The sequence below is a fragment of the Streptomyces sp. NPDC039736 genome (genome assembly GCF_055596485.1).
In genome coordinates this window covers 82,651-95,998 of sequence record NZ_JBVIUQ010000008.1, presented here as the reverse complement: position 1 = coordinate 95,998, position 13,348 = coordinate 82,651, and the positions used below count along the sequence as shown (strand labels likewise).

Genomic DNA, 13,348 nt, shown 5'->3' with positions numbered 1-13,348 from the left:
TACGATGCGGGGCGTGAGCGATGTTGCCGGTACCGCGCGCGATCCCCTGCTGCTCGACGACCTCATGCCGTGGTCCGTGCCGCCGCTGCGGCTGGGCCGCGGCTGGGTGCGCGGGCCCGACCCCGCGTCGCTGCGGGCCCGTTGGGAGGCGGTGACCGGGGCGGGTACGCCCGAGGCCCGGGAGGCGCTCTTCGCGCCCACCCGGGCCCGCACCCCGCGGACCTCGGTGGCCGCGCTGCCGGGGCAGCGCACCGCCACCACGTGCTTCGCCGCCGAGCGGGGCCGCTGCCCGGAGCCGGTGCGCGTCCTGCACGGCCCCTTCGACGAGCAGTGGCTGATCCCCGACCACCGGCTCATCGACGTCGCGCGCCCGGAGGTGTGGCGGGTCCTGGACGGCACGCGGCAGCTCTTCACCGTCGAACAGGGTTACGTTCCCGGGGCGGCCGGACCCGCCGTGCTGGCCACCGCGCTGCTGCCCGACGGACACTCCCCCGCCGGACGGCCCGGCCGCGTCCGGCCCCTGTACCGCAGGCCCGGCGGCCTGGAGCCGAACCTGGCCCCGGGCCTGACGGACTTCCTCGGCACGCGGTACGGGTGCGAGGTCGCCCCCGAGGACGTCGCCGCCTGGGCGCTGGCCGCCGCCCGTCCCTCGCCCCGGGGCGCTGTCGTGCCGCTCCCCCGGGACCCGGCGGCCTGGCGGCACGGGCTGGAGCGGGGGCGCCGGCTGCGCACCCTGCTGCTGCGCGGCGCGCGGGGCGGCGAACGCCCGCGCCTCCCCGGCGGCCGCCGGCCCTACGTGCGGGCGGCGGTCCCGGCGCGGCCCGGCTCCCTCGCGTACGACCGTGCGGAATCGGCCCTGCTCATCGGCGGTACGGGCCGGATCTCCCCGGTGCCGGAGGCCGCCTGGACCTTCGAGGTGGGCGGGGTGCGGGTGCTGGAACGGTGGTTCGCGGTGCGCACCGCCGAGGCGTCGCCGGGCACGCTGGAGGCGGTACGGCCGGCGGCGTGGCCCAAGGAGTGGTCCTCGGAGCTGCTGGAACTGGTGACGGTGCTGGCGCTGTACGCGGAACTGACGGGCGGGGAGCGGGAGTTCAGCGGGGAGATCTCGCGCGAGGAGCTGGCCGGGGCGGGCGTGCTGCCGGTGCCGGCGGCGGCGCGGCGGCCCGCGTCGGTGCTGGACCACCACGAGGAGGGGCCGGGCGGGCAGTTCGCGCTGCTCTGAAGCGGCGGGAGCGGCCCGCCCGGTGGACCGCGGTGCGGTCGGCGTCCGGGCAGCACGAAGCCGCCCCACTGCCCCGGGAATGACGGGACGGGCACGTGGGACGGCTCATCGTGTACCGCGGGACGAACCCGCCTGTGTCGCCGGTTCGGCCGCCGCGTCAGCCGCGGTTGCCGAACAGGGACCGGCGGAGCCGCTTGAGCGGCGCGAACAGCGAGACGCGCGAGATGCGCGTCCCCCTGCTGGTGTTGCGTGTGCGCGGCACCTCGCGCGAGGTCAGCTCCCGCATCAGCATCGTGGCCTCGGCCGTCTCACGCAGTGGGACGGCAGGACCGCCGAGCACCGCGAGATGGCGGTCGAGCCGCGTGCTGGTCGCACTGCTCCCGCATGTGATGGCAGGCACCCGGGGCCTGCTGCGCACCGTTATCTGTTCCATGTCACTCCCCACCCGTACGAGGGCACCCGTCACCGGGCAGGTTAACCCTATCTCCCCGTCATGACACACATGTATCCCGCCCGGGGGATTCATCACAGCCGAAACCGTGTTGACGGACCGTGATGGTCCAAGGGGGCGGCAGGAGGGCCCAGTTGAGCTAGCTTGGAAGGGTTTCGACCATGATGCCGCTCGCTTGCGGATCGGGGGATGCGTCCTGTGACAGAAGTGCCGGGCGAGGACAGGGTGGTGGCGGGCCGATACCGCCTTCTGGCCCCCTTGGGGCAGGGCGGCATGGGCGTCGTCTGGCGGGCCCGCGACGAGGTGCTGGGCCGCGAGGTCGCCGTGAAGGAGGTGCGCGCGCCGGCCGGGCTCGGCGGCACCGACCAGTCCCGGCTCTACGCCCGGCTGGAACGCGAGGCGTGGGCGGCGGCCCGGATCGCGCACCGCAACGTCGTGACGGTGTACGACGTGGCCGCCGAGGACGGCCGCCCGTGGATCGTGATGGAACTGGTCCGGGGCCTGAGCCTGTCCGACGTCCTGGACGCCGAGGGGGCGCTCCCCCCGCAGCGGGCCGCGCACATCGGCGCGGAGGTGCTCGCCGCGCTCCGGGCCGCGCACGAGGCCGGCGTGCTGCACCGGGACGTCAAGCCGGGCAACGTACTCGTGGGGAGCGACGGGCGGATCGTGCTGACCGACTTCGGCATCGCGACGGTCGAGGGGACCTCCGCGCTGACGATGACGGGCGAGCTGATCGGGTCCCCGGAGTTCCTGGCGCCCGAGCGGGCGCTGGGGCGCACCCCCGGACCCGAGTCGGACCTGTGGTCGCTCGGGGTGCTGCTGTACGCCGCGGTGGAGGGGAACTCGCCGTTCCGCCACGACACCCCGCTGTCCACGCTGCGGGCGGTGGTGGACGAGGAACTGCCGCCGCCGGGCAGGGCGGGGGCGCTGCGGCCGGTGATCGAGGGGCTGCTGCGCAAGGACCCGGCGCGGCGGATGCCGGGCGCGGAGGCGGAGCGGCTGCTGCGGGTCGTGGCGGCGGGCGGCACGGCGACCGCCACCGGCGGGGTGCACAGCAGCCCGACCGTCACGGGGTCGACCCCCTACCGCCCGGAGCCGACGCCCGCGCCGCGGCCGGCGCCCCTTCCGGTGCCGGGGCCGGGGCCGTCCAGTGGTGCGTACGGCCCGGCGGGCGGGCGGACGGCGGCGAGTCCGGCGCAGGACCGGCCCCGGCGCCCGGTGGCCGTCCTGGCGCTCGGCGTCGCGGTGCTGGTGCTGGCGGTCGCGGGCCTGGTGTACGCGTTCACCAGGAAGGACGACCCCGGCACCACCGCCGGCGCCACCGCCGGAACCACGAACGGGCAGACCGGCAGCGGCGGCACGGACTCCGGCACCGCTTCCACCGGGAGCACCGGCACCGGCGGCGGTCCGACCACGGGGAGCACCGGCGGCAGCGGCGACGCCACCGGAAGCAGCACCACGACCGGCGACGGCTCCACCGCCGACGGCAGCGGCGGCAGCGGTACGACCGCGCCGCCCCCGGAGCAGACCGTGAAGGTGTCCGTGCACGCGGTGCGCGACAGCTACACGGGGAAGTGCCCGCCGCCCCCGGACGCGCTGCCGACGTTCACGGCGACGATCACCGTGGGGCGCGCTCCCGCCGACGTGGAGTACCAGTGGACGACGGGGAGCGGGGAGACCAGCGGGGGCGAGTGGCTGAAGGCGGCCTTCGCCGCCGGCACCCTGACGCAGCGGGTGCGCCACACGGAGGGGACGTACAAGCAGGACGAGGTCTGGAAGGACACGGTCCGGGTGAAGGTGCGCAGTCCGAAGTCGGTGGACTCCGGCGCCGTGGCGTTCACGGTGACCTGCGAGAAGGAGACCCCGGCCGCCACCGACGGGCAGAACGGGTCGGGCGGGACGGCCACGCCGCCGCCGGCGACGGCCGACGGCGGCGCGACGTACGGGATGCGGGGTCAGGCCGCGGAGTTCATGACCGGGAGGTAGCCACCGGACTGGCCCGCGGCGGTGGGGTGGTAGGACTCGCCTATGTTGCTCCAGTTGAGGCTGTGCAGCCAGGGGGTGGGGGTGCATATCTCGTGGCCGGAGAAGGCGGCGGCGACCCCGGCGAAGGCGAAGCCGTGGTCGGCGGCGCGCTTGGCGGTGGCGGTGTTGAGGTAGTCGGAGGCGTTGTTGATGGCGGTGCGGGACTTCTCGCTGAGACCGACCGAGCAGGTGCCGTTGATCTTGTAGAAGCGGGGGTAGCCGAGGACGACGACGCGGGCCGCGGGCGCCTTGGCCTTGATGCCGTTGTAGACGGAGTCGAGCTGGCCGGGGAGGGTGGAGTCGACGTAGGCGCGGGCCTGGTTGACGCGTCTGATGCAGGCGGCCTCGCCCTGGAGGACGCAGGTGGTCATGACGTCGGCGAACCCGGCGTCGTTGCCGCCGACGGTGATGCTGACGAGGTCGGTGGCCGAGCTCAGCGAGCCCAGCTGGCCCGAGGTGACGTCGCCGGTGCGGGCGCCGCTGCACGCGGCGAACTTGAAGGTGGCGGGGGCGTTCCGCGCCGCCCACAGGGCGGGGTAGGCCTTGGAGCTGCGCTTGCAGCTGGAGCCGTCGTAACTGCCTGCGCCGACCCCCGACGAGTAGGAGTCGCCGAGCGCGACGTAGTCGACGGCCTGGGCCTTCTGGGCCGCGCCCGCCGCACCAGCCCCGGTGAGGGCGAGGGTTCCGGCGAGGGCGAACGAGGCCGAGTACGCCGCGAAACGGGTCAGTTTCATGGAACCTCCCTGAGCGGGCCGCCTCACGGTGAGCAGCCGTCCCACATGTCGTACCAGCCCTGGTGACTCGCCGGTAGTGTTCATGCCAAGAACATTGGGCGCGGATCTCCTTCACAACCCCTACGCATCCTTGACGGCGCTCCGCGGCCTGCGCGACATTGAAGCCCGGCATCCGGCGCGTCGGGGGGCGAAGTCGCCAATGCAGGCCAGCCAGCACATGCATGACGGAGCGTCAGGAGCGGACGAAGCGGACCGCGGGCCGCGTCCGGCGGTGGGACGCGACGCCCTGCCGCTGGCGGCGGGGGCGGGCCTCGCCGTGGCGGCCGCGGGAGCCGTCCTGGCTTTCGCGGACCTGTCGACTCCCCTGCGCGCGCCGTGCACGGTGGTGTTCCTGGTTCTCGCGCCCGCCCTCGCCGTGGCCGGCTGGCTTCGCGGACTGGAACCGCTGGGCCGCGCGGTGGCGTCGACAGTAGCGGCACTCGCACTCAACCTGCTCGTCGCACAGGCGATGCTGGCCACGCACCTGTGGTCGATCAGGGGCGGGATCGCGGCCGTGGCCGCGGTCAGCGTCCTGCTGTTCCTGCTGAGATCCGCGCTCACGCTGCTGGGCCGCCGAGGCGGCCGTACGACCGGAAGGCGGGCACCCTGACGTGAACGGCTCCCGTATCACCGTCCACCGCCCCGGCGAGCTGTCGTCGGCGGACCGGGCGGCCTGGACGGCACTCCAGGCCAAGGCGCATCTGCACGGCTCACCGGAGCTGGCGAACCCCTTCCTCTCCCCCGAGTTCGCGCTGGCGCTGGGCCGGTGCCGACGCGGAGTGCGGATCGCCGTGGTGCGGGAGGGGGACGAGCCGGTCGCGTTCTTCGCGCACCAGCGGTCCCCGGCCGGCGTGGGCCGGGCCCTGGGCCTGGGCGTCTCCGACAGCCAGGGGATCGTGCACCGGCCCGGGTTCACCTGGGACGCACGGGAGATGCTGCGGGCCTGCGGGCTCGCGGTGTGGGAATTCGACCATCTCGCCCCGGGCCAGACGGGGTTCGAGACCGGCGCGACCGGCTGGTTCGCCTCACCGGTGATCGACACGCTCGACGGGTACGACGTATACCTGGACCATCTGCGCACGCACGCCCCGAAATTCCTCAAGACCACGCTCGCCAAGGAGCGCAGGCTGGCGCGCCGGGTCGGCGAGGTGCGGTACGTGCACGACGAGCGGGACCCGGCGATGCTGGCGACGCTGATGCGCTGGAAATCCGCGCAGTACCGCAGGACGGGCCGCTCCGACCGCTTCGCGCAGGACTGGATCGTCCGCCTGGTCGAGCAGCTCTTCCACACCCGCGGCGATTCCTCCACGGGGCTGCTGTCGGTGCTGTACGCGGCCGGACGGCCCGTTGCCGCGCACTTCGGACTGCGCTCGGAAAGGATCATCGCGAATTGGTTTCCGGCGTACGACCCGGATTTCGCGACGTACTCGCCGGGTCTGCTGATGCAGCTCAAGATCGCGGAATCGGCGGCCTCCGAGGGCATCGCCCACATCGACCTGGGGCGCGGCCGGAAAGAATACAAGGATTCCCTCAAGACCAGGGAGATCGTGGTCGCCGAGGGATGGGTGATGCGCCGTCACCCCGTCGCGTTCGGCCACCGGGCACACCGCGCACCCGTACGGGCCGTGCGGAACACGGTGGCGGAACGGCCTGAACTGTTCGCACCGGCGGACAGATTGCTGAAACGGATCGGCGAAATCCGATCGGGACGGTTCCGGATGTGACCGTCGAAGAACGGCCGAAGTCACAAAAAAGCGAGCCTGCGTTCCAGGTCTTGCCATAAGGTCCCCATCGTCAATACCGTCGTACATCACCCGCAACCGGCCATCGAGCACAGCGACTCTAGGGGAGGGCTCAAGCGTCGCGAGCACGGCCGGGAGCGGAAGCGCGGCAGGGGGGTGCCGTGCTCGGTCGACGCGTGCAGTTCGCTGGTCGCACGCCGTGCCGAGGCACGTTCCGCGCAGAGCGACAACCGGCTCGCCCGGTCAGTACGGAAAGCAAGAGAGCACGTGCACGGAGTTCCATTCCGTCATGGCCGGGTGTGCGACCCCCCTTTCAAACCGGAAACTCATCCGGACCGCCCGGGGGCGGGCGGTCCACCGGTGGAGAGGGAAAAGACTCATGAGCTCGTTTCTCCGACCCGCGGTACCGGGGCAGGATCCGCTCGGCGAACCGTCCACAAACGGAAACAGCCGGCACGGCGCGATCAAGAAAAGCCTGAAGTACCGTCCCATCTCTTCGCATCTCGCCATCACGCCGCCGGTCAGCGTGGTCATTCCCGCCATGAACGAGGCGGAGAACCTTCCGTACGTCTTCAAGACACTGCCGGAATGGATTCACGAAGTCGTTCTCGTCGACGGGAATTCCACCGACAACACGGTCGCCGTGGCCCGGGAACTGCGCCCGGACGTCGTCGTCGTGAAACAGACCGGAAAGGGCAAGGGCGACGCGCTCATCGCGGGATTCGCCGCGTGCACGGGCGACATCATCGTGATGGTCGACGCGGACGGCAGCGCCGACGGCCACGAGATCGTCGCCTTCGTCTCCGCGCTCGTCTCCGGTGCGGACTTCGCCAAGGGCTCGCGCTTCGCGAACGGCGGCGGCACCGACGACATGACGCCCGTCCGCAAGCTGGGCAACTGGGTGCTGTGCACGGTCGTCAACAAGAAGTTCGGCGCCCGCTACACCGACCTGTGCTACGGCTACAACGCCTTCTGGCGGCACTGCCTCGACAAGATCGACCTCGACTGCACCGGGTTCGAGGTGGAGACCCTGATGAACATCCGGGTCGTCAAGGCCGGCCTGCGCGTGCAGGAGATACCCAGCCACGAGTTCGAGCGCATCCACGGCATGAGCAACCTCAGCGCGGTCCGCGACGGGCTGCGCGTGCTCAGGGTGATCCTCAAGGAGCACGGCAAGCGGCACGGCCGCCGCCGCGCCCCGCTGCCCGTGGTGGCGCCGCGCCGGATCATCGGCCGGAGCGAGGCGTCTTGAGCGCACGGTTCTCCCATGGTTTCTCCGTGGTGATCTGCGTATACACCGAGGACCGCTGGGAGGACATCCTCGCGGCGGTCTCCTCGGTGCACGCGCAGTCCCTGGCGGCGCTGGAGACGCTGCTGGTCGTGGACCACAACCCCACGCTGCTGGAGCGCCTGGCGAAGGAGTACCAGGACGGCGCGCGACCGGTGCGGGTGCTCGCCAACGCGGGCCCCCGCGGCCTGTCCGCCGGCCGCAACACGGGGATCGCCGCCGCCCGCGGCGAGTTCGTCGCCTTCCTCGACGACGACGCCGTCGCCGAGCGCGACTGGCTGCGCCACTTCGCCGCCGGGTACGCCGACCCGCGCGTCATGGCCGTCGGCGGCCGCACGGTGCCCGTCTGGGCCTCGGGCGGCCGCCCGGCCTGGTTCCCGGAGGAGTTCGACTGGGTCGTCGGCTGTACGTACAAGGGCCTGCCCGAGGGGAAGGTGCGGGTGCGCAACGTGCTGGGGGGCAACGCCTCCTTCCGCAGGGAGGCCTTCGACGCGGCGGGCGGCTTCGCCACCGGCATCGGCCGCGACGGCGACAGGCGGCCGCTGGGCTGCGAGGAGACGGAGCTGTGCATCCGGCTGTCGAAGGCCCTGCCCGACGCGGTGCTGATCATCGACGACCGCGCGGTGATCCACCACAAGGTGCCCGGGACGCGGGAGAGCTTCGGCTACTTCCGCACCCGGACGTACGCGGAGGGCCTGTCCAAGGCGCTCGTGGCGCGATGTGTCGGTGCGGGCAGGGGACTCGAGTCCGAGCGCCGGTACACCACGCGGGTGCTCCCCCGGGGCGTCCTGCGCGGCCTGCGCGACGCGGCGCTGCTGCGGCCGGGCGGCGCAGGCCGGGCGGGCGCCATCGTGACCGGAGTGGCAGCGGCGGCGGGAGGGTACGTACTCGGCAGCGTCCGGGCCCGCAGGGGAGGCGGGAACATCACGGTCGCGCCGATCCCGGTCGCGCCGGCCGCGGGCCTTCCCGGGGCGCGGGAGGACGGCGCGGGCGGGGAGAGCGAGGGACGCGAGGGGGCGACGCGGGAATGAGCGGCAGCAGAACCACGGCGGGAGCGGCACGGGGCTTCCAGGGGGCACAAGGGCCACAGGGGTTACAGGGGCGGCAGGGACCGCAGGCCCACGGCGCACGGGTGCCGATCCTGATGTACCACGCGGTCGGGCGCCGGCCCGCGCGGGCCGCGTACGGGCTCTCCGTCTCGCCGGAGGCCTTCGCCGCGCAGATGGGCGTGCTCGCCGCGAACGGCTTCACCCCCCTCACCACGCGGGAACTGGGCGCGGCCTGGCGGCCGGGGCGCGCCGTGCTGCCGCCGAAGCCGGTGCTGATCACCTTCGACGACGGGTACGAGGGCGTGCACCGGCACGCCCTGCCGGTCCTGGCCGGGCACGGTTTCCGCAGCAGCCTGTTCGTCACCACGGGCTGGCTCCGGGGGCGGTACGAGGAAGGGGGCGCCCTGGACGCCATGCTCGACTGGGACCAGGTGCGGGCCCTGCGGGACGCCGGCACGGAGATCGGCGGACACAGCCACAGCCACCCCCAGCTCGACCAACTCCCCGACGAACGGCTGCGGTTCGAGCTGCTGCGCTGCCGGGAGCTGGCCGCCGACGAGCTGGGCCGGGCGCCGGACTCGTTCGCCTACCCGTACGGCTACTCCAGCCGCCGGGTGCGCGCAGCCGTCCGCGACGCCGGGTACGCGCAGGCCCTCGCCGTCAACAACGACCTGGCGGCACGCCCGCAGGGCCCGTTCGCGCTGCGCCGCGTCACGGTGCGGCGCGGCACGCCGCTGGACCGGTTCGAGCGGATGGTCGAGGGTGCGGGCACCTACCGCGACGTCGCCAGGGAGCGCGCGCTGACCCGGGGGTACGCGGTGGTGCGCAGGTCCCGGTCGGCGGTGCGGATCGTACGGGACACGCGTGTGCGGGAGGCGGGAGCCCGCCGTGTCTGACACGACCACCGCCCGGACCGAGGACGGCACCGGGGAGAACGGGGCGGTCCGCGCCCCGGCACCGGCGGGACGCCGGCTGCGGCTCCCCGGGAAGTTCCCCGGAAAGCCCCCCGCCGGGGAGAGGGGGCCGGGGAACGGGAGCCCCCTGTTCCGCAACGCCTACGCGCTGATGCTCAACACGGGCGTCAGCGCGCTCCTCGGCCTGAGCTTCTGGCTGGCCGCCGCGCGCTACTACACGCCCGAGGCGGTCGGTCAGGGGTCGGCGGCGATCGCCGCGATGAAACTGCTCGCGGGACTGACCGCGCTCACCCTCACGGGCGCGATGGCGCGGTTCATCCCGGTGTCGGGCCGGCGCACCGGGCGGCTGGTCCTCCGTACATACGCGGGAAGTTCGCTGGTCGTCGCGGTGGCGGCCGGGACCTTCCTGCTCACGCTGGACTTCTGGGGGCCCTCGTACCGGTTCCTGCACGGGCCGCTGAACGGGCTCGGGTTCGTGCTCGCGGTCGTCCTGTGGTCGCTGCTCACTCTCCAGGACGGGGTGCTGACCGGGCTGCGCAGCGCGCTGTGGGTGCCGGTCGGCAACACCGTCTTCTCGGCGGTGAAGCTGCTGCTGCTCGTGCTGATCGCGGCCTCGGTGCCGACGGCGGGCGTCTTCGTGTCGTGGGTCGCGGCGATCTCGGTGTCCGTGGTTCCGCTGGGGATCCTGGTGTTCCGCAGGCTGGTGCCGCGCCATGCGGCGGCGACCGAGGGGCTCGCGGAGCCGCCGTCGCTGCGACAGATGGGGCGCTTCCTGGCCGGTGACTACACGGGCTCGCTCTTCTCGCTGGCCGTGGTGTACCTGGTGCCGGTGATCGTCGCCTCCCAGGTCCCCCCGGCGGACAACGCGTACTTCTACATCACGACCACCATCGGCGGCACGGTCAATCTGCTCGCCATCAACATGGGCGCCTCGCTCACGGTCGAGGGCGCGCACGACCCGGCGTCGCTGGCCCGCAACTGCCGGGCCTCGCTGCGCAAGATGGCGAAGCTGATGGTGCCGGTGGCGGCCGTGCTGTTCTTCGGCGCGCCGTACATCCTGCGCGTCTTCGGCGCCGGGTACGCGGAGGCCGCCACTCCGCTGCTGCGCTGGTTCGCGGTGGGGGCGCTGCTGCGGGTGGTCATCGAGGTGTACTTCGCGGTGCTGCGGGCGCAGAGCCGCACCAGCGGGCTCGCCTGGCTCCAGGGCGCGTTGTGCGCGCTGGTGCTGGGGCTGACGCTGGTCCTGCTGCCCCGGCTGGGGCTGACGGGCGCGGGCGTCGCCGAGGTGTCGAGCCTCGCGGTGATCGCGGCGGTCGCCGCCGTCAAGCTGTACGGAGTCGTACGCCGGCCCGCGGAGCCGGTGGCGGAGGACGCGCTCGCGCAGGACGCGACCGCCGACGGGGAGCCGCGGCGGTCGCTGCGCGGTGCGCTCGGGGACGCGACGACGCTGCCGCTGGGCACGGCCGCGGACTTCGACCACCTGGAGCGCAGGCCCGACGTACGCGGACCGGCCTGGGCGGTGAAGACGCCCGCGCGGGCGGCGGAGGAACCGGCACCGGCACCGGAACACACCCCGGCCGCCGCGCCCGACCATGCCCCGGAAAGCGCCTCGGAGCCCTCGCCCGAAGCCGTCCCGGGGCCCGCCGCGGAATCCGCCCCGGAGGAGAGCGCACCCGTCACGCCCATCACACCGGTCACGCCCACCACACAGACCGCACCCGCCACCTCCACCCCCACCCCGGAGCCCTTCCCGCCGTCCTCGCCCGCCTCGACCCCCGTCGCCGAGCCGTCCCTGGACATGAGCGAGAAGCCCGCGCCCCCGGCCGCCCGGCGCACGCCGTCCTCGCTGCGCGGGCGGACGCGGGAACTCCTGCTCGGCGGGCTGCTGTTGACGGCGCTGCTGCTGTACTGGCTGCCCCTGCGCGGAGTCGACGCGGCCGACCTGGACCGGGTCGGCGGGCTCGGGCTGGTCTCCGTACTGCCGCTCGCCACGCTGGCCGGTGCGGGGCTGCTCGCGGTGTCGTTCGCGTCGCTGCTGTGGTTCGAGCGGCCGAGGACCGTACTGCTCGCGGCGGCCCTGCTGGCGACGGTGGTGTCCCTGCACGCGCTGCCGGCCGTGCTGGAGGACGTGCCGCGCTTCCCGACGGCGTGGCAGCACCTCGGCTTCCTCGACTACATCGACCGCACCGGCACCGCCGTGCCGGACCTGGACGCCCGGTGGAGCTGGCCCGGGTTCTTCGCGGCGGCGGCGTTCGTGGCCGAGGCCTGCGGGATCTCCGACCTGTCACCGGTCGTCCGCTGGTGGCCCCTGGCCCTGCAACTCCTCTGCCTGGCACCGCTGTTCCTCCTGCTGAGGTCGCTGCGGGCGAGCTGGCGGGCGAAGTGGACGGGCGCCTGGTTCTTCGTGCTGAGCGGCTGGGTGGGCCAGGACTACTTCTCGCCGCAGGGCTACACGTACCTCCTCTACCTGGCCTTCGTGGCGATCCTGCTGGTCTGGTTCCGCGAGCCGCGCGTCCTGTGGACCAGGCGGCGGCCCGGCGAGGCGGAGGTGGCGGCGGCGGGCCGGCGCGAGAAGGCGACGCTGCTCGTCGTGCTCGTCGCGGTCTTCGCGGGGACGGTCCCGGCACACCAGCTCACCCCCTTCGTGATGCTGGGGGTGCTGATGGTGCTGGTGATGGTGCGCCGGTGCACGCTGCGCGGGCTGCCGCTGCTCTTCGCGGTGCTGCTGGCGGTGTGGATCGGGTACTTCGCCGAGCCGTACTGGTCGGGGCACTTTGCCGAGCTCTTCGGCGGGATCGGCGGGCTGGGCGACAACGTGTCCTCGTCGGTCGCGGGCCGCATCGAGGGCGGCAGCTCCACCCACAAGCTGGTGCTGTACGTACGGGTGGCGCTGGCCGGCGGGGTGATGGCGCTGGCCTGCTGGGGCATCTCGCGGCGGCGTTTCGCGGGGTACGCCGAACGCTCGCTGGCCGTGCTGGCCTTCGTCCCCTTCCTGATGCTGGGCATGCAGTCGTACGGCGGAGAGATGGCGCTGCGCGTGTTCCTGTTCGCGCTGCCCGGCGCGGCCCTGCTCGCCGGTCTCGGCTTCTTCCCCCGCACCGGGGCGACCCGGGCCGAACGGGACGCCGACCGCACCAGCCCGGCCCCGCTCGCCGCGCTGCTGGCGGGGCTCGTGCTGATCGGCGGGTTCCTGGTGGCGCGGTGGGGCAACGAGGCGTTCGAGCAGGTGCGGGCGGGCGAGGTCGCCGCGATGGAGTACGTGTACGCGCACGACGAGCCGACGGCGCGGCTGCTGTGGATGAGCAGCGACGTCGAGGAGAACGTCACGCCCGCGATCCCGTGGGGCGCCCGCGACATGGAGAAGGTCCAGTACGAACCCACGGCGGCCCCGCGCGACCCGGTGCTGGTGGCGTCGCTGGTCAAGGCCCTGAAGGACGCGGGCCCCCGCTCGTACCTCATGGTCAACCGCAGCCAGGCGATCTACCTCCGGATGGACTCGGGGTACGCCGCGGACTGGGAGCGGCGGCTGCTGGCGAACCTGGACGCGCGCCCGGAGCTGACGCGGGTGCTGTCGAACGCGGACGCCACGCTGTACGCGCTGCGGAAGCAGCCCGCGGGGCCGGTGGCGAAGGCGCAGCCGGGCCCGGCCGGGCCGCGGGTGACGTGGACGCCGTGGTCGGTGGTGGGCGCGCTGGCGGCGCTGGCGCTGATCGTGCTGCTGTCGGCGCGGGAGGTGGTGCGGGTCGGCCGGCCGGAGAGCGCGCGGAAGCTCCAGTGGATGCAGTCGACGTTCTGGTTCGCGCTGCCGCTGCTGGCGGTGCTGCTGGCGGCACTGGTGATGCGGCTGTTGACGCTCTCGGGGGTGTGGGCCTGAGCGCCCCGGC

The 13,348-nt window shown here is 73.5% G+C and carries 10 protein-coding genes; 8 read left to right on the top strand and 2 right to left on the bottom strand.

Translation table 11 applies throughout. The features are described from left to right. Positions 1-4 precede the first annotated feature (4 nt). Positions 5-1,222, top strand: a complete 1,218-nt coding sequence (locus ACZ56L_RS24660; RefSeq protein ID WP_471066693.1) for a type ISP restriction/modification enzyme — start codon at positions 5-7, stop codon at positions 1,220-1,222. A gap of 157 nt (positions 1,223-1,379) precedes the next feature. Here the strand turns inward: ACZ56L_RS24660 and ACZ56L_RS24655 are convergent, their stop codons facing one another. Beyond that, a complete protein-coding gene (locus ACZ56L_RS24655; RefSeq protein WP_345224510.1) occupies positions 1,380-1,655 on the bottom strand; it encodes a hypothetical protein in 276 nt (91 codons plus the stop codon). 207 nt (positions 1,656-1,862) lie between these two features. On the opposite strand from ACZ56L_RS24655, the gene ACZ56L_RS24650 reads away from it, so the two are divergent. Then, entirely contained in the window at positions 1,863-3,659 is a 1,797-nt protein-coding gene (locus tag ACZ56L_RS24650) for a serine/threonine-protein kinase (protein WP_471066407.1), read from the top strand. On the opposite strand, the gene ACZ56L_RS24645 is transcribed toward ACZ56L_RS24650, so the two are convergent. Continuing rightward, the gene (locus ACZ56L_RS24645) at positions 3,629-4,432 is read right to left on the bottom strand and encodes an SGNH/GDSL hydrolase family protein (RefSeq protein ID WP_401760931.1); all 804 of its coding nucleotides are present in this window, start codon (positions 4,430-4,432) and stop codon (positions 3,629-3,631) included. The two genes, ACZ56L_RS24650 and ACZ56L_RS24645, sit on opposite strands and share 31 nt — an antisense overlap. 271 nt (positions 4,433-4,703) lie before the next feature. On the opposite strand from ACZ56L_RS24645, the gene ACZ56L_RS24640 reads away from it, so the two are divergent. The 6 genes from ACZ56L_RS24640 to ACZ56L_RS24615 all read left to right on the top strand — a co-directional run bounded on the left by ACZ56L_RS24640 (position 4,704) and on the right by ACZ56L_RS24615 (position 13,338). After that, positions 4,704-5,081 carry a hypothetical protein gene (locus ACZ56L_RS24640; RefSeq protein ID WP_345224503.1) on the top strand — a complete coding sequence of 126 codons (378 nt, stop codon included), beginning with the start codon at positions 4,704-4,706 and terminating at the stop codon, positions 5,079-5,081. 1 nt (position 5,082) lies between these two features. Then, complete coding sequence (locus tag ACZ56L_RS24635) at positions 5,083-6,195, top strand: GNAT family N-acetyltransferase (protein WP_471066404.1); 1,113 nt, start codon at positions 5,083-5,085, stop codon at positions 6,193-6,195. Positions 6,196-6,592: 397 nt separating this feature from the next. Then, entirely contained in the window at positions 6,593-7,465 is an 873-nt protein-coding gene (locus ACZ56L_RS24630) for a glycosyltransferase family 2 protein (RefSeq protein ID WP_401760935.1), read from the top strand. A gap of 29 nt (positions 7,466-7,494) precedes the next feature. Continuing rightward, positions 7,495-8,532 (top strand): glycosyltransferase family 2 protein, encoded by a 1,038-nt coding sequence (locus tag ACZ56L_RS24625; RefSeq protein ID WP_471066691.1) that lies wholly within the window; start codon positions 7,495-7,497, stop codon positions 8,530-8,532. A gap of 113 nt (positions 8,533-8,645) precedes the next feature. Next, positions 8,646-9,446 (top strand): polysaccharide deacetylase family protein, encoded by an 801-nt coding sequence (locus ACZ56L_RS24620; protein WP_471066689.1) that lies wholly within the window; start codon positions 8,646-8,648, stop codon positions 9,444-9,446. Then, a complete protein-coding gene (locus ACZ56L_RS24615) occupies positions 9,439-13,338 on the top strand; it encodes a lipopolysaccharide biosynthesis protein (protein WP_471066402.1) in 3,900 nt (1,299 codons plus the stop codon). The genes ACZ56L_RS24620 and ACZ56L_RS24615 overlap by 8 nt, the downstream gene beginning before the upstream one ends. Positions 13,339-13,348 lie beyond the last annotated feature (10 nt).

What these genes read in the sequence shown, in the direction of transcription:
- ACZ56L_RS24660 (WP_471066693.1), top strand. Translation starts at nt 5, where the DNA reads ATGCGGGGCGTGAGCGATGTTGCCGGTACCGCGCGCGATCCCCTGCTG.
- ACZ56L_RS24655 (WP_345224510.1), bottom strand. Translation starts at nt 1,655, where the DNA reads ATGGAACAGATAACGGTGCGCAGCAGGCCCCGGGTGCCTGCCATCACA.
- ACZ56L_RS24645 (WP_401760931.1), bottom strand. Translation starts at nt 4,432, where the DNA reads ATGAAACTGACCCGTTTCGCGGCGTACTCGGCCTCGTTCGCCCTCGCC.
- ACZ56L_RS24630 (WP_401760935.1), top strand. Translation starts at nt 6,593, where the DNA reads ATGAGCTCGTTTCTCCGACCCGCGGTACCGGGGCAGGATCCGCTCGGC.
- ACZ56L_RS24620 (WP_471066689.1), top strand. Translation starts at nt 8,646, where the DNA reads ATGTACCACGCGGTCGGGCGCCGGCCCGCGCGGGCCGCGTACGGGCTC.
- ACZ56L_RS24650 (WP_471066407.1), top strand. Translation starts at nt 1,863, where the DNA reads ATGCGTCCTGTGACAGAAGTGCCGGGCGAGGACAGGGTGGTGGCGGGC.